The 20823-nt window shown below is 63.9% G+C and carries 22 protein-coding genes and 1 riboswitch; of the genes, 19 read left to right on the forward strand and 3 right to left on the reverse strand.

Going from position 1 to position 20823, the window contains the following annotated elements; all coding sequences use genetic code 11:
• Positions 1-443: 443 nt before the first annotated feature.
• The 13 genes from cobT to AC54AG_RS27160 all read left to right on the forward strand — a co-directional run bounded on the left by cobT (position 444) and on the right by AC54AG_RS27160 (position 13306).
• Complete coding sequence (gene cobT / locus AC54AG_RS27100; RefSeq protein WP_496632432.1) at positions 444-1484, forward strand: nicotinate-nucleotide--dimethylbenzimidazole phosphoribosyltransferase; 1041 nt, start codon at positions 444-446, stop codon at positions 1482-1484.
• A 4-nt stretch (positions 1485-1488) separates the two neighbouring features.
• Complete coding sequence (locus AC54AG_RS27105; protein WP_496632434.1) at positions 1489-2295, forward strand: adenosylcobinamide-GDP ribazoletransferase; 807 nt, start codon at positions 1489-1491, stop codon at positions 2293-2295.
• A 6-nt stretch (positions 2296-2301) separates the two neighbouring features.
• Positions 2302-2856 (forward strand): histidine phosphatase family protein, encoded by a 555-nt coding sequence (locus AC54AG_RS27110; protein WP_496632435.1) that lies wholly within the window; start codon positions 2302-2304, stop codon positions 2854-2856.
• Between the two features lie 44 nt (positions 2857-2900).
• Positions 2901-3142: riboswitch (cobalamin riboswitch) on the forward strand.
• Between the two features lie 127 nt (positions 3143-3269).
• Entirely contained in the window at positions 3270-5141 is a 1872-nt protein-coding gene (locus AC54AG_RS27115; protein ID WP_331778580.1) for a TonB-dependent receptor domain-containing protein, read from the forward strand.
• 89 nt (positions 5142-5230) lie between these two features.
• Positions 5231-6256: a FecCD family ABC transporter permease gene (locus tag AC54AG_RS27120; RefSeq protein ID WP_331778581.1), complete on the forward strand. Its 1026-nt coding sequence runs from the start codon at positions 5231-5233 to the stop codon at positions 6254-6256.
• Positions 6257-6263: 7 nt separating this feature from the next.
• A complete protein-coding gene (locus tag AC54AG_RS27125; protein ID WP_331778582.1) occupies positions 6264-7031 on the forward strand; it encodes an ABC transporter ATP-binding protein in 768 nt (255 codons plus the stop codon).
• 1 nt (position 7032) lies between these two features.
• Positions 7033-7665, forward strand: a complete 633-nt coding sequence (gene cobO / locus AC54AG_RS27130) for a cob(I)yrinic acid a,c-diamide adenosyltransferase (protein WP_331778583.1) — start codon at positions 7033-7035, stop codon at positions 7663-7665.
• Positions 7666-7672: 7 nt separating this feature from the next.
• A complete protein-coding gene (gene cobU, locus AC54AG_RS27135; protein ID WP_072456962.1) occupies positions 7673-8239 on the forward strand; it encodes a bifunctional adenosylcobinamide kinase/adenosylcobinamide-phosphate guanylyltransferase in 567 nt (188 codons plus the stop codon).
• On the forward strand, positions 8233-9186 hold the full coding sequence (gene cbiB, locus AC54AG_RS27140; protein ID WP_034748785.1) for an adenosylcobinamide-phosphate synthase CbiB: 954 nt from the start codon (positions 8233-8235) through the stop codon (positions 9184-9186). Before cobU ends, cbiB begins: the two co-directional genes overlap by 7 nt.
• Positions 9179-10165, forward strand: a complete 987-nt coding sequence (gene cobD, locus AC54AG_RS27145; protein WP_496632439.1) for a threonine-phosphate decarboxylase CobD — start codon at positions 9179-9181, stop codon at positions 10163-10165. The genes cbiB and cobD overlap by 8 nt, the downstream gene beginning before the upstream one ends.
• Positions 10162-11061: a cobalamin-binding protein gene (locus AC54AG_RS27150; RefSeq protein ID WP_034748791.1), complete on the forward strand. Its 900-nt coding sequence runs from the start codon at positions 10162-10164 to the stop codon at positions 11059-11061. The genes cobD and AC54AG_RS27150 overlap by 4 nt, the downstream gene beginning before the upstream one ends.
• Entirely contained in the window at positions 11058-11855 is a 798-nt protein-coding gene (locus AC54AG_RS27155) for an ABC transporter substrate-binding protein (RefSeq protein ID WP_496632441.1), read from the forward strand. Before AC54AG_RS27150 ends, AC54AG_RS27155 begins: the two co-directional genes overlap by 4 nt.
• Positions 11852-13306 (forward strand): cobyric acid synthase, encoded by a 1455-nt coding sequence (locus tag AC54AG_RS27160; protein WP_496632443.1) that lies wholly within the window; start codon positions 11852-11854, stop codon positions 13304-13306. Before AC54AG_RS27155 ends, AC54AG_RS27160 begins: the two co-directional genes overlap by 4 nt.
• Before the next feature lie 66 nt (positions 13307-13372).
• Here the strand turns inward: AC54AG_RS27160 and AC54AG_RS27165 are convergent, their stop codons facing one another.
• Positions 13373-14527 (reverse strand): hypothetical protein, encoded by a 1155-nt coding sequence (locus AC54AG_RS27165; RefSeq protein ID WP_496632444.1) that lies wholly within the window; start codon positions 14525-14527, stop codon positions 13373-13375.
• A gap of 199 nt (positions 14528-14726) precedes the next feature.
• Between AC54AG_RS27165 and AC54AG_RS27170 the strand changes: the two genes are divergently transcribed.
• The 6 genes from AC54AG_RS27170 to yacG all read left to right on the forward strand — a co-directional run bounded on the left by AC54AG_RS27170 (position 14727) and on the right by yacG (position 20154).
• Positions 14727-16199 (forward strand): DHA2 family efflux MFS transporter permease subunit, encoded by a 1473-nt coding sequence (locus tag AC54AG_RS27170; protein WP_257620598.1) that lies wholly within the window; start codon positions 14727-14729, stop codon positions 16197-16199.
• Positions 16200-16272: 73 nt separating this feature from the next.
• Positions 16273-17469 (forward strand): type II secretion system F family protein, encoded by a 1197-nt coding sequence (locus AC54AG_RS27175; protein ID WP_496632447.1) that lies wholly within the window; start codon positions 16273-16275, stop codon positions 17467-17469.
• A 106-nt stretch (positions 17470-17575) separates the two neighbouring features.
• Complete coding sequence (locus tag AC54AG_RS27180; protein WP_070305820.1) at positions 17576-18445, forward strand: prepilin peptidase; 870 nt, start codon at positions 17576-17578, stop codon at positions 18443-18445.
• Between the two features lie 33 nt (positions 18446-18478).
• On the forward strand, positions 18479-19126 hold the full coding sequence (gene coaE, locus AC54AG_RS27185; protein WP_496632449.1) for a dephospho-CoA kinase: 648 nt from the start codon (positions 18479-18481) through the stop codon (positions 19124-19126).
• Between the two features lie 62 nt (positions 19127-19188).
• Positions 19189-19944, forward strand: coding sequence for a cell division protein ZapD (gene zapD / locus AC54AG_RS27190; RefSeq protein ID WP_034748811.1), 756 nt, complete (start codon positions 19189-19191; stop codon positions 19942-19944).
• A gap of 18 nt (positions 19945-19962) precedes the next feature.
• Positions 19963-20154 (forward strand): DNA gyrase inhibitor YacG, encoded by a 192-nt coding sequence (gene yacG / locus AC54AG_RS27195; protein WP_034748814.1) that lies wholly within the window; start codon positions 19963-19965, stop codon positions 20152-20154.
• 13 nt (positions 20155-20167) lie between these two features.
• Here yacG and AC54AG_RS27200 read toward each other — a convergent pair whose 3' ends face one another.
• A complete protein-coding gene (locus AC54AG_RS27200; RefSeq protein ID WP_496632451.1) occupies positions 20168-20584 on the reverse strand; it encodes a PIN domain-containing protein in 417 nt (138 codons plus the stop codon).
• A gap of 3 nt (positions 20585-20587) precedes the next feature.
• On the reverse strand, positions 20588-20797 hold the full coding sequence (locus AC54AG_RS27205) for a FitA-like ribbon-helix-helix domain-containing protein (RefSeq protein ID WP_034748820.1): 210 nt from the start codon (positions 20795-20797) through the stop codon (positions 20588-20590).
• Positions 20798-20823 lie beyond the last annotated feature (26 nt).

Consider the following 20823-nt stretch of genomic DNA (forward strand, 5'->3'; position numbering starts at 1 on the left):
TTCAAACCCCTCGCATTGCGAGGTGTTTGCTCACTCAAAAAACTGACAGGCTACTTCCGAAGAAGTATCCTATTTCATTATTTCTTGTGAACATTTGATATTTTAAGTATTACGACAATCCGAAGATTATCGCTGCACTTACATCAAATGCCCACACTTATCGACTGTTAATTGTTAAAGAACTGTATTCGGTACTGCTTTCGCGCCATCGACAAAGCGTTGTGTTTGTCAGCTGCGAAGAAGGAAGAGTATGAAGCATTTCAGCACAATCGTCAACTCCTTCTTTTTCTCTACTTTACTCAGCATTTGCATGCGTCGTTCAGCGAGGGGGCGAATTATAGCCCTGCCCCGAACTCCCCGCAAGCGCTAATTTGCATCTGGGCAAATATTGCTGTGTGATATCGTAGTGCCGACCATACCCTGCCTCATCCATATAGATTCCCATGCCTATCCCACACATTACCTCTACCGCCAATCCCACCCTGTCCAGCGCCCTCGAACACGCCATCAATAGCAAGACCAAGCCGCTGGGCAGTCTCGGCATGCTGGAAACCCTGGCCCGCCAGATCGGCCTGATCCAGCAAAGCACGCAACTGGCATTGCGCCAGCCCGCCATCATCGTTTTCGCGGCCGACCATGGCGTCGTCGCCGAAGGCATTTCCGCCTACCCGCAAAGCGTGACGTGGCAAATGGTGGAGAACTTCCTGGGCAACGGCGCCGCCATCAACGTCTTCGCCCGCCAGAGCGATTGCGCCCTCTATATAGTAGACGCCGGCGTGAACCATGATTTCGGCCCACGCGACGGCTTGCTCGACCGCAAGCAAGGCCCAGGCACCCGCAACTTTGCCAAAGAGCCCGCCATGAGCGAGGAGCAATGCCTGGTCGCCATGCAGGCGGGAATGGACCTGGTCGCCACACTGGACGGCAATGTGCTGGGCTTTGGCGAAATGGGCATCGGCAACACCACGGCCGCCGCCGCACTGATGCACAAGCTGACGCGAACACCGGTCGCCGACTGCGTGGGCGCCGGCACCGGCCTGTCGAAGGAAGGGATACTGCACAAACAGCAGGTGATCGAAGCGGCCGTCGCCCATCATGCGGCAGTCAATGCGCCACTCGACGTGCTGGCCACCTTTGGCGGCTTCGAAATCGCCATGATGGCCGGCGCCATGCTCAAGGCGGCCGAACGGCGCATGATTCTGCTGATCGACGGCTTCATCGTCAGCAGCGCCCTGCTGGTGGCGGCCCGTCTGCAACCGGCCATTCTCGATTACTGCGTGTTTTCGCACTGCTCCGATGAAAATGGCCACCGCCATCTGCTGGAAAGCCTGGGAGCGCGTCCGCTGCTGCAGCTCGATTTGCGCCTCGGTGAAGGCACGGGTTCGGCGCTGGCCTTGCCGCTGCTGCACGCGGCCGTCAACTTCATGCGCGAGATGGCGACGTTTGCCTCGGCCCAGGTCAGCGAAAAGTCCACGCCAGACTAAGACCATGGCCAATCCCGTTTCCGCCGCCATCCATCAATGCCGATTATTCTTCATCGCGCTGCAGTTCTTCACGCGCCTGCCCATCCCTCGCTGGGTGGGTTTCGAGCCAGCATGGCTGCAGCACGCTTCGCGCTACTTTCCATTGGTGGGCGTCGTGGTGGCCGCCATCAGTGGCGTCGTGTATCTGCTGGCAAGCTGGCTCCTGCCTTCGGCCGTGGCCGTGCTGCTGGCCGTCGCCGCCGGCATTTACCTGACGGGCGCTTTCCATGAAGACGGCTTTGCCGACATGTGCGACGGTTTCGGCGGCGGCCTGACGCGCGAACGGGTGCTGGAAATCATGAAGGATTCGCGCATCGGCGCGTATGGCGCGATCGGCATCCTGTGCCTGCTGGCCATCAAATGCGCGGCGCTCGTTTCGCTGCCGCCTGCCACGGTGGTAGCCACCTTATTCATCGCTCATCCACTCTCGCGCCTGGCCGCCGTCTCGCTGATCTGGGCCATGGATTATGCACGCGATGAAGGCAAGGCCAAGCCGATGGCGCAGGAAATGACCACGGGTGAATTCATCATCGCCACCGTCTGCGGTCTGCTACCCGCCATCGCCTGCGGCCTGCTGGGAATATTCTATTGGGCCACGCTGGTCTTTGCCATCGTGGCGGCGGCAGCTGCCGCATTCTGGCTGGGCCGCAAATGCCAGCGCCGCCTGCAAGGCTATACGGGCGACTGCCTGGGCGCCGTGCAGCAGGTGGCGGAAGTAGCGATTTACCTGGCAATCCTTTCCAGCTTCCAGCCTCCATTGCGCTTCTACTGAACAAGCATGCGCCTGATCCTCGTTCGCCACCCCACGCCGCAAGTGACCAGCGGCACCTGCTATGGCCGCAGCAACGTGGCGGTGGCGCCGCATGAAATGGCCACGGTACGCGCCCATTTGCAAGCAACGCTGCCAGCCGGTGTGCCGCTCTACACGAGTCCACTGCGCCGCTGCGCCGGCCTGGCGTCAGCATTGGCGCAAGACTTGCCCTCCAGCGCCCTGCACCTTGATGCGCGGCTGGTCGAAATGGATTTTGGCGCATGGGAAATGCAGCCCTGGCATGCGATTGCGCGCGCGGACATCGATGCCTGGGCGGCCGACCTTGCCTGGTACCGGCCCGGCGGCGGCGAGAACGTGCTGGCGATGGCTGCCCGCGTCGATGCGTTTTTAGGCGATCTGTTGCGCGAACAACACGAAACGGCCATCATCATCTGCCATGCGGGCACCATCCGCCTGCTGTCGGCATTGCAAGCCCGGCTGCCATTGGAGGAAACTGCCCTGCTGGCCGCCCGTTCCGCCCATAAAATCGCCTACGGTGCGACGGTCGTCGTCGATTTCTGATATCGAAGCGCCCAGCCAGCCATTTCAGTCCACGCCCACTGCACGTATAATGGCGGGGTTTTGGTGCCCGCGTTCATGTCCATGAGCGCAGTTAAACGGGAAACACGATGCCGCGCTCGCGGCGAACGTGTGCTGCCCCCGCAACGGTAAGCAAGTGTCGCCCCTCCCAACAGGACGCGGGCGACAAGCTATCTCTGACAACCACTGTGCTTGCAATCATTGAGCATGGGAAGGTGGGATAGCCGCACTTGCCAGCCCGGATACCGGCCAGGACAGGTGGAAGTGTGCGAACGGGGATGTTCGCGATCCGAATGGCCCATGGCCATCTTCGATCGTCATCTTCAGTTCCCACTTCTGTTCAATCTGGCCTACGGGGACGTCGGCTGGTTGCATATTACTTACTGAAAACTATCATGACCCATGCTGTTTCCCGCCACGCGGCGCTCACGTCGCTCGCGCTAGCCATTGCCGCGCCTGCCGCTTTCGCCCAAGCCACGCCAGACACCTTCGATCCCGTCGTCGTCACCGCCAGCCGCTACCCGCAACACCTGAGCGAAGTATTGAGCGATACGCAGACCATCAGCTCGGACGACATCGCGCGCTCGGGCGCCAGCTCGATTGTCGACCTACTGCAAAAACAACGCGGCATCGAAGTGGCGCGCAACGGCGGCGCAGGCACCGCGGCCAGCGTCTTCATTCGCGGCGCGAACAGCAACCAGAATATCGTGCTGGTTGACGGCGTGCGCATTGGTTCGTCCACCCTGGGTACGGCCAACTGGAGCGCCCTGCCCCTTTCCAGCATCGACCACATTGAAATCGTCTACGGCCCACTGAGCACCATGTACGGTGCGGACGCCATCGGTGGCGTGATCCAGATCTTCACGAAGAAAGGCGACGGCGCCGCGCGCGTCTCTGCTTTCGCCGGTTACGGCAGCAACAACACGCGCCAGGTCGAAGCCCAGGTGGCAGGTTCCACCGGCGGTCCGAACAGCTTCAGCTATGCGCTGGCGGCTGGCAAGGAAAAATCGGATGGCTTCTCGGCTTCGAAGATCGGTGCATCGCCTGAGTACACCTACAATCCGGACAAAGACGGCTACGACAAGGAAAGCTTCAGCGGCCAGTTCGGCTACCAGATGGCCAAGGGCCATGAAGTCGGCCTGGTCCTGTTGAACAGCAAGCTGAAAGCCCAGTACGACGCCGGTCCTGGCTACGATGCGCGCAGCAACCAGAAACTGGAAAACATTTCGGTCTTCACGAAGAACGAATTCCTGCCCAACTGGACCAGCGAACTGCGTTATGCGGAAGCACGCGACAAGTCGGGCGACGACAGCAGCGCCGGCTCGTGGGGCAAGAGCCAGATCGACACCAAGCAGACCGATATCACCTGGCAGAACGACATCCGCATCGGGCGCGACAACCTGCAGCTGCTGGCCAGCTACCGCGATGAAGACGTCACGTCGAGCAGCACGCCGGAAGTCACGGGCGCACGCCATACCAAGTCCTTCGCAGCGGCGTACAACATGGTGCGCGGCGCGCATCTGTTCAACATCAGCGGCCGCAGTGACGACAGTTCCGCATTCGGCACGCACAACACGGGCAGCGTCGCCTACGGCTACCGCATCACCAACGCATTGCGCGCCAGCGCCAGCTACGGCACCAGCTTCCGCGCACCGACCTTCAATGAACTGTACTACCCGGGCTATGGCCTGGCGACGAACAAACCGGAACAGGGCCGCAACGTCGAAGTGGGTCTGCGTTACGACGACGGCGTGTCGAAACTGAGCGCCAGCTACTACCACAACAAGGTCACCGACCTGCTGGTCAATACCTCGCCTTGTCCCGATCCGCTGTTCACCGGCTACGGCTGCGCCTACAACGTCAACAAGGCGCTGCTGGAAGGCCTGACGATCGCGGGTGCACGCAAGTTCGGCGCGTTCAACGTCAGCGGCAACATCGATCTGCAAGATCCACGCGATGAAACCAAGGACAAGCAACTGGTACGCCGCGCCAAGAAACACGCCAACTTCGCCGTCGACTACACGCTGGGCGCGCTGACCTCGGGCGCCGAATGGCAGCTGTCGGGCAAGCGTTTCGACGATGCCGCCAACAAGAACGTCCTGGGCGGCTATGGCCTGGTCAATCTGTACGCCACCTACCAGTTCGCCCGCGACTGGTCGGTGCTGGCACGCTGGAACAATATCGCCAACAAGGACTACGAACTGGCCCGCTTCTACGCGACACCAGGTTCGAAAGTCTTCGTCGGTGTGCGCTACGGCATGAAATAAGCACGTAGTAATGATGTAAGCTGCGGGCGATGGCATTGTTGTCATCGCCCGCAGATGCAGTTCTGCAGTCCCCGTTTTTAAGGCAGTACATGCACCCATTTTTCCGCAATATGCGCCACCGCGCCACCGTGATCCTCACGGTGCTGATCGTGTGCGCGATTGCCAGCCTGATTTTCTCCGGCATGATCGGCTCGATCGCGATCCCGTTCGCCGACCTGCCTTCCGCCCTGTTCCATGTCGTACAGGGCAAGACCGACACCCTCGCCTCCACCCTGCTCGACCTGCGCCTGGGCCGCGCGCTGACTGCCTTTGTCACCGGCGCGGCGCTGTCGCTGGCGGGCCTGATGATGCAGGCGTTGCTGCGCAATCCCCTGGCGGACCCGTATGTACTGGGCATTTCCGCCGGCGCTTCCGTCGGTGCGCTGGCCGCGCTGCTGTTCATGTGCGCGCTGTGGGTGGTCGATGCGGCCGCCTTTGCCGGCGCCGTCGGCGTCTCCATGCTGCTGTACTTCTTTGCCCGGCGCGACCTGCGCGGCGGCACGGCGGCCGAAGGCGGCGCCTCGCTCTTGCTGCTGACGGGCGTGATCCTGGCTTCGGCCTGCATGGCCATCGTCACCCTGATGCTGTCCATCGCCCCGGAAAGCCGCTTGCGCAGCATGGTGTTCTGGATGATCGGCGACCTGTCCGGCGCACCTGCGCGGCTGATGCCCTGGCTGGTCCTGGCCGGCGCCCTCGTCTTCGCCTTGCGCTGCGCGCGCTCGCTGAACGTCATGGCGCTGCACGCGGAAGCGGCCAGCACCCTGGGCGTGCGCGTGGGCGCGCTGCGCAAGGGTCTGTTTTTCTGTTCCGGCCTGCTCACGGCCAGCGCCGTCACCAGCGCCGGCAGCGTGGGCTTCGTCGGTCTGATCGTGCCGCATGCGCTGCGCTTTGCCTGCGGCCCCGACCACCGCCTGCTGATACCGGCCGCCGCGCTGGCTGGCGGCACCTTCCTCGTACTGGCCGATACCTTGGCGCGCACCGTGCTGGCACCCTTGCAGCTGCCCGTCGGCGTGGTCACGGCCATGATCGGTGCGCCCGTCTTCCTGTACCAATTGCACCGTTTGCGCAGGCGATGAAACAAGCATGATACGCACCTACCAACTCGGCCTGAAAGCGGGCACACGCTCCCTCGTGGAAAACCTCATCTGGCAAATCAGGGATGGCGAATGCTGGAGCGTGATCGGCCGCAACGGCGCTGGCAAAAGCACCTTGCTGCGCACCCTGGCCGGCTTGCGCGAACCGGATGCCGGCCACGTGACGATACAGGGCCGCGCCCTGATCGACTGGCCATTGGAAGAGCTGGCGCGCGAACGGGCTTTCCTGGCGCAGGCGCGCCACGACGCGTTCTCGTACCGCGTGATCGAAACGGTGCTGTCGGCGCGCCACCCGTATCACGACAATCACTATTGGGAAGGCAGCGACGACCAGCGCATCGCCCTGGCGGCGCTGGCCTCGATGGAAGTGGAACACCTGGCCGAGCGCGACGTGCGCAGCCTGTCCGGCGGCGAACGCCAGCGCGTGGCGATCGCCGCCATGCTGGCGCAAGATACGCCCTTGCTGCTGCTCGATGAACCGGCCAACGCGCTGGACCTGGCGCACCAGGTCAGCGTCATGGGCCTGCTGGCCAGACTGTGCCGCGAACAGAATAAAACCGTGGTCATGGTGGGGCATGACCTGAACCTGGCGCACAGCGTCTCGACCCATGCGCTGCTGCTGATGGGCGATGGCGGCTGGCTGGCTGGCCCCGTGGCCGACGTGATGCAGGCGTCCATCCTGGGCGACTACCTGGGCCACCCTATCGAGATCATCGAGCACGGCAAACGCAAGATATTCATACCAAAAGAGGACTGACATGAGCGAAAACAAAAACATCGATGCGGACACCGCCGCCATCAACGAGCGCCACCGCGTGCGCATGGAACGCAAGAAGGCCATCATCGACGCGGCCATCGCCAAGGCCGACAAGGAAATCGGCATCATCATCGTCAACACGGGCAATGGCAAGGGCAAGAGTTCGAGCGGCTTCGGCATGGCCATCCGCGCCATGGGCCACGGCATGAAAGTGGGCGTGGTGCAGTTCATCAAGGGCGCCATGTCGACGGGCGAAGAAAAATTCCTGCGCCGCTTCCCCGACGAAATCAGTTTTCATGCGATGGGCGAAGGCTATACCTGGGAAACGCAGAACCGCGAGCGCGACATCGAAAAAGCGGAACTGGCATGGGAGCAGGCGAAGACCTTCCTGGCCGACCCAAGCTATGGCCTGGTGCTGTTCGACGAACTCAATATCGCCCTCAAGTACAACTACCTCGACGTGCACAAGGTCATCACCGACCTGCTGGAACGCCCGGCCATGCAGCACGTGGTCATCACGGGCCGCGGCGCACCGGACGAACTGATCGCGATCGCCGACACCGTCACCGAAATGGCCGTCGTCAAGCATGCGTATGCGGCCGGCATCGGCGCACAAATCGGCACCGAGTGGTAACAGCGCCATGACGCGCACCCTGGTCTTCGGCGGCGCCCGTTCCGGCAAGAGCGCCCATGCAGAAAAGCTGGCCCGCGAGTCCGGCAGGGAAGTACTCTACATCGCCACCGCGCAGGCGGGCGATGGCGAAATGGCCACGCGCATCGCGCATCACCGTGCGCAGCGCCCGGCCGAGTGGGCCACCTTGGAAGAACCGCTGCGCCTGGGCGACGCCATCCTGCGGGAAGCACGGCCCGGCCGCCTGCTGCTGGTCGACTGCCTGACCCTGTGGCTGACGAACCTGATGTTTTCCACTGGCGAGACGTACCCGGACGTGGGCGACATCGCCCTGCCAGAACTATTCCACAGCGAGCGCGCCCACCTGCTGTACGCGCTGGCGGAAATTGGCGAGACCGATTGCGACCTCGTTCTCGTTTCGAACGAAGTGGGCATGGGCATCGTGCCCTACGGCGCCATCTCGCGCTGCTTCACCGATGAAGCGGGCCGCTTGAACCAGGCCGTGGCGGCCGTGTGCGACAAGGCTGTCTTTGTCGCCGCCGGCCTGCCGCTGTACCTGAAAGGCGGCCCATGCTGAGCGGCCTGTCGCTACCCATGCTGGCCGCCTTGATGACGGCCGGCGTGCTGCTCGACATGCTGCTGGGAGAAACGCGCCGCTGGCATCCGCTGGTCGGATTTGGGCGCATCGCCAACGTACTGGAACGCCTGCTGAATCGGGGCCGCGGGCGTTTGCTGCGCGGCGCGCTGGCGTGGTCGCTGGCCGTGCTGCCGATCAGCTATGCGGCCTACTGGCTGTGCGGCCTGGCCGGTGCGGCGCTCCACGTTTTCCTGCTCTATCTTTGCCTGGGCCTGCGCAGCCTGCGCGACCACAATCAGCCGATCGCCGACGCCCTGGCCATCGATGACCTGGACAACGCGCGCCTGCTGACGGCGCGCATCGTCAGTCGCGACACGGCCAATGCCGACGCGGCCAGTCTGGCCAAGGCCAGCACAGAATCCTTGCTGGAAAACGGCAACGACGCCGTCTTCGGCACCCTGTTCTGGTTTGCCGTGGCGGGCGGCCCCGGCGCCGTGCTATTCAGGCTGGCCAATACGCTCGACGCCATGTGGGGCTATCGGAACGAGCGCTACGACTGGTTCGGCTGCTGCGCCGCGCGCATCGACGATGTTCTGAACTATCTTCCGGCGCGCCTGACGGCCCTGTCGTATGTCTTGCTGGGCAAAACCATGGCCGACAAACAGCGCGCCTGGCACTGCTGGCGTAGCCAGGCCCCCAACTGGGGCAGCCCGAATGCGGGTCCCGTGATGGCCAGCGGCGCCGGCGCCCTGGGCTTGGCCTTGGGCGGTGACGCCATCTACGACGGTGAACTGGAACGCCGTCCGCCGCTGGGTGCCGGCCGCCCGGCCGAAGCGCGCGATATCGACCGCGCCTGGCGCCTGGTGGCGGAAACGGCCGTCCTGTGGCTGATCTGGGTGGCGCTGCTGGCGGGCCTGTTCTACCTGAAGGGGAAATACCTTGCTTGAACATGGCGGCAACCTGCGCGACGCCGCGCGCGAATATGGCAGACCGCTGGCCGACTGGATCGACCTGTCGACCGGCATCAACCCGCACTGGTATGCAGCGCCGGCACCCGACGCCAATGCCTGGCACCGGCTGCCGGAGTCCGATCCTGCGCTGGCCGCAGCCGCCTGCAGCTACTATGACGCGCCAGCCATGCTGCCCGTGGCGGGCACGCAGGCCGCCATCCAGGCCCTGCCCCGGCTGCGCGCGCCGTCGCGCGTGGTGGTGGCCGCGCCCTCGTATGCGGAACACGCACACCACTGGGGCCAGCAAGGCCACCAATTGCGCCAAGTGCCGTATGCGCAACTGGCCGATGCGGTGGACAGCTGCGACGTGCTGGTCGTCTGCAATCCGAACAATCCCACGGGCGAGCGCATCGTCCCCGCACTGCTGCTGGCATGGGCCACCCGGCTGGCCGCGCGCGGCGGCTGGCTGGTGGTCGATGAAGCGTTTGGCGACACGGAAGCCCACGCCAGTCTCGGTCCGCACTCGGGCCAGCCCGGCCTGATCGTGCTGCGCTCCATCGGCAAATTCTTTGGCCTGGCGGGACTGCGCCTGGGCTTTGTCGCCGCCCATCCCGCGCTGCTGGGACAGCTGGCCGACATGCTGGGCCCGTGGGCCGTCAGCGGCCCGGCGCAGCAGGTGGCACTGGCGGCGCTTACCGATACGCACTGGCAGAACGCGATGCGCGAACGCCTGCGCGGCGAAGGCGACCGCTTGCATCAGCTGTTGGCCAAGCACGGCATCGCCAGCAGCGGCACGGCGCTGTTTCAGTGGTGGCCCGAAGATCGCGCCGAAGCGTTCTGGCGCCACATGGCGGAATCGGGCATCTGGGTGCGCCTGTTCCGCCACGCCGCCCACGGCATCCGCCTGGGCCTGCCCCCCGACGAACACGCCTTGCTGCGCCTGCAGCAGGCCCTCACCGCATGGAAGCACACATGAAAATCCTGAACATATCGCTGCTGCTGGCCGGACTGGTCTCGCTGCAAACGCATGCCGCCATCACCGTGCGCGACGACGACGGCAATACCGTCACCGTGGAAAAACCGGCGCAGCGCATCCTGGCGCTGGCCCCGCATGTGACGGAACTGCTGTTCGCAGCCGGTGGCGGCGAGAAGATCGCCGGTGTCGTCAGCTATAGCGACTACCCGGAAGCGGCCAAGAAGATTCCGCAGGTGGGCGATAACCGCCAGTACGACATGGAACGCATCATCGCCATGAAGCCGGACCTGATCGTCGTGTGGATGCATGGCAGCGCCGAGCGCCAGATCGCCATGCTGCGCCAGTTGAAGGTGCCGATCTATCACAGCGAACCGCGCAAGCTGGCCGATATCCCCGACAGCATGGAGCGCCTGGGGCAGCTGATGGGCACGGAAAAGACCGCCAAGCCGGCCGCCGCCCAGCTGCGCGCCAAACTGGCCAGCTTGACGGCGCAATATGCGCAGCGCCCGCCCGTGCGCGTGTTTTACCAGGTGTGGGATAAGCCCTTGTACACCTTGAGCGGCGCGAGCATCATCAGCGATTCGATGCGTGTATGCGGCGGCCAGAATGTATTCGCCGCGATGAAGGTGGTGGCGCCCGTCGTCACGCCGGAAGGCGTGTTGCAGGAAGACCCGGAAGTCATCTTCGGCACCAGCGAAAAAAGCGATCCGCGCAGCGAAGGCGGTCTGGCCATGTGGCGCGCCTTCCCGTCGATGACGGCCGTGCGCAAAAATAATCTGTTCCGCCTGAATGGCGACCTGCTGAACCGCGCCGGCCCGCGCATGATCGAAGGCACGGCCGCCATGTGCGAACAGCTGGAAATGGCCCGCCAGCGCCGCACCAAGGCTGCTCAATGAGTCACTACCAGCGCATCGCCTGTTTGTCGACGGAAGCCGTGGAGACGCTGTACGCGCTGGGCGCCGAAGACGTCATCGCCGGGATCTCCGGCTTTACCGTGCGCCCTCCCCGCGCGCGTGAAGAAAAGACCAAGATCAGCGGCTTTTCGTCCACGAACCTGGAACGCATCCTGGCAGTGAAACCGGACCTCGTGATCGGCTTTTGCGACATGCAGGCCGATATCTGCCGCGACCTCGTCAAGGCAGGCATCGAAGTGCACCAGTTCAACCAGCGCACGGTGGACGGCATCCTGCGCATGATCGCCGTGCTGGCCGCGCTGGTGCGGCGCGAGGCAGCGGGCAACGCATTGATCGCCAGCCTGCGCGCGGACATCGCCACTGCCCGGACCCGCGCCGCCGCCTGGACGCGCAAGCCCGTGATTTACTTTGAAGAGTGGAACGATCCCCTGATGAGCGGCATCGGCTGGGCGGCGGAACTGATCGGGATCGCCGGCGGCACGGACGCCTTCCCGGAATTGTCCGCGCATCCCGGCGCGAAAGAACGCATCATCGCCGATCCTTTGACGGTAGTCGCACGCGCGCCCAACATCATCCTCGCCAGCTGGTGCGGCAAGAAGTTCCAGCCGGCACAACTGGCGGCACGCCCGGGCTGGGATGCGATTCCCGCAGTACGCAATGGCATGCTGTTCGAGATCAAGTCGCCCGACATCCTGTCGCCAGGCCCTGCGGCGATCACCGAAGGGCTGCGCCAGATCAGCGACATCATCGCGCAGTGGCAGGAGCGGCAGGCATGAAGAGTCCCTTCCCCGCCCTGATGGTGCAAGGCACCACGTCCGACGCGGGCAAGAGCACCGTCGTCGCGGCCCTGTGCCGATTGTTAAAGCGCCGTGGCGTGACCGTAGCGCCGTTCAAGCCGCAGAACATGGCCTTGAATAGCGCCGTGACGAGCGACGGCGGCGAAATCGGCCGCGCGCAAGCCTTGCAGGCGCTGGCTTGCGGTATCGCGCCGCACACGGACATGAATCCGGTGCTCTTGAAACCGTCGTCGAACACGGGCGCACAGGTGATCATCCACGGCAAGGTGCGCGCCGAGATGGATGCGCGCGACTACCAGCAATACAAGACCATCGCCATGGGTGCCGTGCTGGAGTCGTACGCGCGCTTGCGCCAGCAATACGACGCCGTCGTCGTCGAAGGCGCGGGCAGCCCGGCCGAAGTCAACCTGCGCGCGCGCGACATCGCCAACATGGGCTTTGCCGAAGCCGTCGACTGCCCCGTGATCCTGGTGGCCGACATCGACCGGGGCGGCGTGTTCGCGCACATCATCGGCACCCTGGCGTGCCTGTCCGACAGCGAACGGATGCGCATCGTCGGCTTCGTCATCAACCGCTTCCGCGGCGATATCTCGCTGCTGCAACCGGGCATCGAGTGGCTGGAGCAGCAGACGGGCAAACCCGTGCTGGCCGTGCTGCCGTATTTGCAAGGCCTGTTCCTCGACGCGGAAGACGCCGTCGAAGCGATGCAGGCCGAACGCGGCTCCTTCAAGGTGGTGGTGCCGCAACTGCCGCGCATCAGCAACCACACGGACTTCGATGCGCTGCGCGCCCACCCCGAGGTCGACCTGCAATTCATCCAGCAGGGGCAGCCGATTCCAGCGGCCGAACTGGTGATCCTGCCTGGCAGTAAAAACACGCGCGGCGACCTGGCTTGGCTGCAACAACAAGGCTGGCCCGCCTACATGGCAAAACACCTGCGCTACGGCGGCAAGGTGCTAGGCATCTGCGGCGGCTTCCAGATGCTGGGGCAAAGCGTGCGCGATCCGCTGGGCGTGGAAGGCGCGGCGGGCGAGTCAAAGGCACTGGGACTGCTCGACATGGTGACGGAACTGACAAGCGAAAAACGACTGGAACAGGTGAGCGGCCACTGTGCGTTTGCCGGCGCGGCCGGTGCGCGCGTGGCAGGCTATGAAATCCATATGGGCGTCTCGCATGGCGCGGCGCTGGCGCAGCCGGCCTTTCTCATCGATGGGCGGCCGGAAGGCGCCGTGTCGGGCGACGGGCAAATCCTCGGCAGCTATTTGCATGGCATGTTCGACACACCCGCCGCGTGTTCGGCACTGCTGCGCTGGGCGGGGCTGGAATCGGCGCACTCGGTCGATACGGCAGCCCTGCGCGAGGCCAGCCTGGAGCGAATTGCCGACGCGGCGATGCCGTTGATGGATGCGCTGGAACGGCTGCCACGTTAATGGTGATGTCGGGTTACGCCGTACCGGCCAACCCGACCTACTCAAACAGGCACGTGGCAACACCTCTTAATTTTTCAGGCACGTGCCCATATACGAGCGGTCGGTCGAAAATTCGACCGCCATGCTCGACGACACCGGCATGAACATCGAGTAATCCGCCGGCACGTCGGCCGGGTCCTTGAACACGGCGATGCCATCGAAATCGACGGCTTGCGCGCCCAGGCCCAGCTTGTTGATGGTGATGGTTTCCGCATGCGTCTTGCCGGCGGTATTGTTGGTGATGGTGGCGGTGCTGCCGGCCACGACGATCTTCGCGCTGATGCCCGGCGCCGCACAGGCGTAGCTGCCGGCGATCTCCGTGCCGATCTTTTGCTGTTTGGCGGCCACGATGGTGCCCACGCGCAGCACGTTCTGCTGGTTGCGGCTGTAGCGGTCGATGAACAGCGCCAGCCCCCGGTCCCCGGCGTGCACGTGCACGATGCCGAAGTCCTGGTCACCCTGGCGGGCGATGATCAGACCATGCGCCGCGTCACGGACCAGGGTCAGGCTGGCATTTTCCGCTTCCAGCTGCGGCGATACCGCGGAGCACACGCCTTGCGCATTGAACACGCCGCCATTGCACAATTGCGCGCTGCCATCGGTCGCCACCTTGAGGCTGCCTTTCGGATTGAAACGGTCGCCGCCGTTCGAAGCATTGCGCATGGCACCGAGGAAGATATAGTTGCCGGCCAGCTTGGCCACGTCCGTGACGGCATAGCCGGTGCCGCTGACGTTGGAATGCATGTTGCCCAGTTTCACGGTCCCCGTCAGCAAGCGCGTACGCGCATCAACGGTGACGCTGAAATCCGTTCCCGTGTAAGTGGTGAGATGGCCGATGGTGGCAGCGCTGAACGTGCCGCTGCGGTCGACCAGGCCGAACTGCGTCGACAGCACGCGGATGGCGTAGGTTTTCTTCGCGCTGTCGAACGTGATGCGCCACGTGTCGCCGATATCGGCCGCCACGTCATACACCGTCTCGTCCCCATTGGCGCCGGCGATCACGGCCAGGCCAGCCTCCTTGGCCACGGCGGCTGACGCCACGGCCACGCTGTCGGCGGAAACGACGGGCGGCGTCACCACGACAGGCGGCGTGACCGGTGCTGCCGGCGTGCCGCCGTCGCTGCCGCCACCGCATGCGGACAGGGCCGCGCCCAGGACAAGGAAGGTAAGTGCATTTTTCATGTGGTGTGACTTTCGGGGAAAGAAGAGGCCGGAAAACACATGCTAGCCGTGCCCGCAATCTATTGCCATGGAACAAATGTTCCATGGACGATGTCCCCCGCACGGTGGCAATATGAAAGGCGCGGGCGGCACGCCTGCGTCATTTATGTGACAATTCGTCGTACTGTCGGCTCCGTTTTTCCTCCTCAGGCTCGCATCCATGACCAGTTCCCCGATTAAAAGCTACCTTCCCTGGGTGGTCGCCACCGCCCTGTTCATGGAGCAACTCGACTCCACCATCGTCAACACCGCCATCCCCGCCATGGCCGCCAGCCTCAACGTGACGCCGCTGAGCCTGAAAGCCGTCGTCACCAGCTACATCCTGAGCCTGGCCGTGTGCATTCCCATCAGCGGCTGGATGGCCGACCGCTTCGGCACGCGGCGCGTGTTTTCCGCCGCTGTTGCCATCTTTACCATCGCCTCCATCCTGTGCGGCCTGTCCGTGAACGCGCCCATGCTGGTGGCCGCGCGCCTGCTGCAAGGGGTGGGTGCGGCCATGATGATGCCGGTGGGCAGGCTCACCATCATCCGCACCTTTCCCAAGTCGCAGTTGCTGGCAGCCATGAATTTCGTCATCATCCCCGCCCTGATCGGCCCCCTGCTGGGGCCCACGGTGGGCGGGCTGATCGTGCACTGGCTGTCGTGGCGCGAGATTTTCTTCGTCAACGTGCCTGTCGGCCTCGTGGCGCTGTACCTGGCGCACCGCTACATGCCCGACTACTATGGCGACAAGCCCCGTCCGCTGGATCTGATCGGCCTGGTGCTGTTCGGCACCGGCATAGCACTACTGTCGTGGCTGCTGGAAATCTTCGGCGAACACCGCATCGACGGCACCTCGTTTGCCGTGCTGCTGTTCATTTCCATCAGCCTGCTGGCCGCGTATGCCTGGCATTCGAGCGAAGTGCTGCACCCGCTGCTGCGCCTGACCCTGTTCAAGATCCGCACCTTCCGCGTCTCCGTGGTGGGCGGCTTCGTCACGCGCCTGGGCGTCGGCGGCCTGCCCTTCCTGTTGCCGCTGCTGTATCAGCTGGGCCTGGGCTTGCCCGCCTGGCAGTCGGGCTTGCTGATGATGCCGTCGGCGGCCGCCGCCATGGGCATGAAATTCATTTCCGCGCGCGTGCTGGCCCGCTTCGGCTACCGCCAGGTGCTGATCGTCAACACCGTGCTGATCGGCGTCACCATCGCCATGTTTTCCCAGGTAAGCGTGGGCACGCCCCTGTACGTGATCGTCGCCATCAGCCTGTGCATGGGCTTTTTCAATTCGCTGCAGTTTTCCAGCATGAACACCATCGCGTATGCCGACGTCGACAAGGCTGACTCCAGCATGGCCAGCACCATCGCCAGCTCGATGCAGCAACTGTCGATGAGCTTTGGCCTCGCCTTCGGTTCGCTGATCACGGGCTGGTACCTGGGCGACATGCCGCAGTCGGACCGCGCCATGCTCAGCACGGCGCTGCACCACGCCTTCCTGACCCTGGCCGCCTTGACGGTGCTGTCTTCGCTGACGTTCTGGACCTTGCGCCGCGACGATGGCGAAAGCATCAGCAAGGGCACGGACAGCGACGAGGAAGATGCGGCCGACGTGAAGGCCCAGGCCGTTGTGCAGACGGAAGTGCAAACCAAGAAAGGCTGAGCCACATCAAGCTTGCCGCCGGCGCCGCTGGCGCTTTTCCCTGGCGCTGCTACCGTGACGGCAGGAGGTGCACATGGCGGCCGAGCGGCGCTTTGCGTGGAAGGGCACGGACCGCCATGGCAAGGCGGCCGAGGGCATCTTGCGGGCGGCCGACGCCACCACCGCCAAGGCCGCGCTCAGACGCCAGGGCATCCTTGCCAGCAAGGTAAAAGCCCCGCGCGCCGCGCCCGGCAAAGCCATCACACACAAGGATATCGCCCTGTTCACGCGCCAGCTGTCGACCATGATGGCGGCCGGCGTGCCGCTGCTCCACGCCTTCGACATCGCCGGCAAGGGCCATGCCAAACCGGCCGTCACGGAACTGATGCGCGACTTGCGCCACGACATCGAAGCGGGCAGCAGCCTGCAGCAGGCATTCCGCCAGTTCCCACTGCTGTTTGACGAGCTGTATTGCAACCTGCTGGCGGCGGGCGAACAGGCCGGCATCGTGCAAGACTTGCTGGCGCGCCTGGCCACCCACCAGGAAAAAGCCATCGCCTTGCGGCGGCAGGTGCGCGGCGCGCTGATGTATCCGCTCGTCATCGTGCTCGTCGCCATCGTCGTCACGGCCATCATCATGAGCGTCGTCGTGCCCGCCTTCCGCCAGGTCTTCGACAGCTTCGGCGCGCCATTGCCGCTGCCCACCCTCGTTGTCATGGGCGTGTCCGCCTTCCTCGTCCATTACTGGCTGGCCTTGCTGGCGGCGCTCGTGTCCGCTTGCGTGCTGCTGCGCCTGGCCTGGCGCCGCTGGCCCGCCCTGCGGCGCAACACGCAACTGCGGGCGCTGCAGCTACCTGTGTTCGGCCCGCTTTTGCGCAAGGCGGCGATCGCCCGCTGGACGCGCACCCTGGCCGCCATGTTCGCCGCCGGCGTGCCGCTGCTCGACTCGCTCGGCCTGGTGGGCGCCGCCTCCGGCCACGCGCTGTACCAGGAGGCAACGGTCCGCATCGAGCGCGAAATCCGCGCCGGCGGCAGCCTGGCCCTGGCCATGGAACACAGCGCCGTGTTTCCCCCGCTGCTCACGCAACTGGCCCTGATCGGCGAGGAGTCGGGCGCCCTCGACGCCATGCTGTCGCGCGCGGCCGACATCGTCGAGGCCGACATCGACGCCACGGTGGCCACCCTCTCGGCCCTGCTGGAACCGGCGCTCATGGTCGTGCTGGGCGTGCTGGTCGGCTCCCTCGTGATCGCCCTGTATTTGCCGATTTTCAAGCTGGGGGCCGTGATTTGACCGTTCGTCCTGCGCAAAACGTCCCCATGCACCGGCAGATGTTTTACACTGCGGCAGTGCCAGGCAATGTTTGCGCGGCAACATCATCACCTCAGACCACTCCACCATGCTGCAAGATACCCTGCTGTTCGCCGCGCCCGGCAACCTGCCCGTCGCCCTCGTCGCCGCCCTGTTCGGCCTGATCGTCGGCAGCTTTCTCAACGTGGTGATCCACCGCGTGCCGAAAATGATGCAGCGCGAATCCGACAATTACGTGGCGGAAGAAAGCGGCTTGCCCTTGCCGCACACGGACCGCTACAACCTGATGCTGCCACACTCGAACTGCACCGCCTGCGGCCACCGCATCACGGCCATGGAAAACATTCCCGTCCTCAGCTACCTGCTGCTGCGTGGCAAGTGCAGCGCCTGCAAGGCGCCCATCTCCGTGCGCTACCCGCTCGTCGAGCTGCTGACGGGCGCGCTGTCGGCCCTGTTAATCTGGCACTTCGGCAGCGGCTGGACGGGCTTGGCCACGCTCCTGTTTGCGTATTTGCTGATCGCCATGACCTTCATCGATGCCGATACGCAAATGCTGCCAGACGACCTCACCTTCCCCCTGCTGTGGGCAGGACTGCTGGTCAATATCAACGGTACTTTCGTGCCCCTGCAAGAGGCCGTCATCGGCGCGGCCGCCGGCTACCTGGCCTTGTGGGCCGTGTACTGGGCCTTCAAGCTGGCGACAGGCAAGGAGGGAATGGGCTATGGTGACTTCAAATTGCTGGCTGCGCTCGGTGCGTGGCTGGGCTGGACCATGCTGCCGACGATCATCCTGTTGTCATCGCTGGTGGGTGCCGTGGTCGGCATCGGCCTGATCGTGTTTGCCAAGCGCGGGCGCGACAAGCCGATTCCGTTCGGCCCCTATCTCGCGGCGGCGGGTTTGATCGCGCTGCTGTACGGCACGCCCCTGTCGCGCCTCACGCTAGGCCTGACTGGCTGACCGGCGCTGCACTGCGCTCCTATGGATAAATACATGCAACGACACAACGTCCCTTATTTCAGCGTCGGCCTCACCGGCGGCATCGGTTGCGGCAAGAGCACGGTGGCAGACATGTTCGCCGCGCGCGGCGCCTCCATCGTCGACACCGACCAGATCGCCCACAGCCTGACGGCGCCCAATGGTGCGGCCATGCCGGCCCTGGTGGCGGAATTTGGCGCCGGCTACGCCGATGCGCGTGGCGCCCTCGACCGCACCAAAATGCGCAACCTCGTGTTTTCCGACGCCGCCGCCAAGGCGAGACTGGAAGCCATCCTGCACCCGCGCATTCGCCAGGCCACCCTGGCGGCGGCCGAAGCAGCGACGGGCAGCTACGTGATCTTTGCCGTGCCCCTGCTGGTCGAGTCCGGCGGCTGGGTGGAACGGGTCAACCGGGTACTGGTCATCGATTGCGTGGAAAGTTTGCAAGTGTCGCGCGTGATGGCGCGCAATGGCTTATCTGAAGAACAAGTCAAAGCCATCATGGCCACGCAGGCCACGCGCGCCATGCGCCTGGCGGCGGCGGACGATGTGATCGACAACAACGGCGATTTGGCGTCCTTGGCACCGCAGATTGCCCAGTTGCACGATTTATATCTGGCATTTTCAAAAAGAATGGCTGGAATGGCCCCGCAACGTTTGTAATTTGTCGACGCTTGGTTCAAAATCACGGGATTGTTTGCAGGTCCTTACTTAAGGGAATTATTTTGATTGTCTACGAATACCCTTTCAACGAACGCATACGTACCTTGTTGCGGCTGGAAGACCTGTACGACAAATTCAAGTTCTTCATCCAGCAAGAGCATGCAATGCAGCACCATGTTGCCTTGGCAACCATTTTCGATATGCTCGAAGTGGCGGGCCGCGCCGACCTGAAGTCCGACCTGCTGCAGGAACTCGAGCGCCAGCGCCAAAGCCTGCTCGGTTACCGCAGCAATCCGAATGTGGAGCCGGAAACCCTCGATGCCATCCTCGGTGAACTCGACAGTGTCAGCGGCGCCCTTGTGGCGGCGCAAGGCAAGACAGGCCAGAATATCCGCGACAATGAATGGCTGATGAGCATCCGCGGCCGCACCATCATCCCGGGCGGCGCCTGCGAATTCGACTTGCCGTCGTATTTTGCCTGGCAAAAACGCAGCTCCGAACAGCGCCTGACCGACATTCACGCGTGGTTCGCCCCGCTGGCGCCGCTGTTCGATGCGCTGGCCCTCGTCTTGCGCCTGCTGCGCGATTCCGGCGGACCCGTTAAACTGATCGCCAATGGCGGCAGCTACCAGCAAATGCTGCAAGGCAAGGTGTACCAGATGCTGCGCCTGAGCCTCGATGAAAACAGCGGCGCCATCCCGGAAATTTCCGCCAACAAATACATGCTGTGGGTACGCTTCACTACCCAAGGCGGCGACTTGAAACCCAAGCCGCTGGAAGAAGATGTCCCGTTCGAGCTCACGCTCTGTAATTTTTAACTGTTACTTATTTGCCCCATCATGACCGTCGTTAACTGCCCTACCTGTGCCGCCAAAGTCGAATGGACTGAAGCCAACAAATTCCGCCCCTTCTGCTCGGAACGCTGCAAGCAGATCGACCTGGGTGCCTGGGCCGAAGAGAAATACACGATCCCCGCCGCCGATCCGTTCGAAGATCCCCTTGCGGATGAAGACAACAAGCCGCAGTAAACCGCAATGAGCCTCAACTAAACGGATTTTCCAGGCGCAGCCCCTGCGCTACGAAACTGTCGAGCCTGCCACTGACCACCGTCAAGCCATAGGCGATGCCCATCGCCGCGATCTGTCCATCGACGCCATGCGCGTGGCCGCGGCTATGCAGACGCGCGCATACGAGCGCACAATCGAGGTCGAATTCCAGCAGCCGCGGCGCATATTCCGCCAGCACGGCTTCCAGCCAGCCTTCCAGCGCCAGTGCTTCCAGCGCCGCTTCGCGCCGCCAGCAGCACTGTATGCCTGCGCGCAATTGGGCGACCACCTGCACCGGCACATAGCGCGCCTCGGGCGCCACCCGCTCGAAAAAATCGGCCACGCCCGCCGGCGCGGCGCTCCCCTTGCGCGCGGCAACGATTACATCCGTATCGACCAGGTAAGCCGGCATGGCTCAGGGGCGGCGCTCGAAATCCGCATCGAAGCCCACGTCGGGCATGCTGCGCAAAATATCGTCGAGCGGACGCTTCGGCAGCGGCCGCAAGGCGCTGCGCAAGATGTCGCGGTGCTCGTCCTCGATGCTGCGCCCATGCGCGCGGGCACGCTTGTGCAAGGCGGCAATCAGCAATTCATCGGTATCGGTAAAGGTCAGTGTCAGCGGCATGCGAAACTCCCGGTGCTTGATGAAAG

The sequence above is a fragment of the Janthinobacterium sp. BCJ23 genome (assembly GCF_059617945.1).

Excerpts from the sequence above, each read along its gene's own strand:
- AC54AG_RS27165 (WP_496632444.1), bottom strand. The coding sequence starts at position 14,527 with ATGAAAAATGCACTTACCTTCCTTGTCCTGGGCGCGGCCCTGTCCGCA.
- cbiB (WP_034748785.1), top strand. The coding sequence starts at position 8,233 with ATGCTGAGCGGCCTGTCGCTACCCATGCTGGCCGCCTTGATGACGGCC.
- AC54AG_RS27160 (WP_496632443.1), top strand. The coding sequence starts at position 11,852 with ATGAAGAGTCCCTTCCCCGCCCTGATGGTGCAAGGCACCACGTCCGAC.
- AC54AG_RS27105 (WP_496632434.1), top strand. The coding sequence starts at position 1,489 with ATGGCCAATCCCGTTTCCGCCGCCATCCATCAATGCCGATTATTCTTC.
- AC54AG_RS27110 (WP_496632435.1), top strand. The coding sequence starts at position 2,302 with ATGCGCCTGATCCTCGTTCGCCACCCCACGCCGCAAGTGACCAGCGGC.
- AC54AG_RS27205 (WP_034748820.1), bottom strand. The coding sequence starts at position 20,797 with ATGCCGCTGACACTGACCTTTACCGATACCGATGAATTGCTGATTGCC.
- coaE (WP_496632449.1), top strand. The coding sequence starts at position 18,479 with ATGCAACGACACAACGTCCCTTATTTCAGCGTCGGCCTCACCGGCGGC.
- AC54AG_RS27120 (WP_331778581.1), top strand. The coding sequence starts at position 5,231 with ATGCACCCATTTTTCCGCAATATGCGCCACCGCGCCACCGTGATCCTC.
- AC54AG_RS27180 (WP_070305820.1), top strand. The coding sequence starts at position 17,576 with ATGCTGCAAGATACCCTGCTGTTCGCCGCGCCCGGCAACCTGCCCGTC.
- cobT (WP_496632432.1), top strand. The coding sequence starts at position 444 with ATGCCTATCCCACACATTACCTCTACCGCCAATCCCACCCTGTCCAGC.
- cobU (WP_072456962.1), top strand. The coding sequence starts at position 7,673 with ATGACGCGCACCCTGGTCTTCGGCGGCGCCCGTTCCGGCAAGAGCGCC.
- AC54AG_RS27175 (WP_496632447.1), top strand. The coding sequence starts at position 16,273 with ATGGCGGCCGAGCGGCGCTTTGCGTGGAAGGGCACGGACCGCCATGGC.
- AC54AG_RS27150 (WP_034748791.1), top strand. The coding sequence starts at position 10,162 with ATGAAAATCCTGAACATATCGCTGCTGCTGGCCGGACTGGTCTCGCTG.
- AC54AG_RS27115 (WP_331778580.1), top strand. The coding sequence starts at position 3,270 with ATGACCCATGCTGTTTCCCGCCACGCGGCGCTCACGTCGCTCGCGCTA.
- AC54AG_RS27170 (WP_257620598.1), top strand. The coding sequence starts at position 14,727 with ATGACCAGTTCCCCGATTAAAAGCTACCTTCCCTGGGTGGTCGCCACC.
- AC54AG_RS27155 (WP_496632441.1), top strand. The coding sequence starts at position 11,058 with ATGAGTCACTACCAGCGCATCGCCTGTTTGTCGACGGAAGCCGTGGAG.
- AC54AG_RS27200 (WP_496632451.1), bottom strand. The coding sequence starts at position 20,584 with ATGCCGGCTTACCTGGTCGATACGGATGTAATCGTTGCCGCGCGCAAG.
- AC54AG_RS27125 (WP_331778582.1), top strand. The coding sequence starts at position 6,264 with ATGATACGCACCTACCAACTCGGCCTGAAAGCGGGCACACGCTCCCTC.
- cobO (WP_331778583.1), top strand. The coding sequence starts at position 7,033 with ATGAGCGAAAACAAAAACATCGATGCGGACACCGCCGCCATCAACGAG.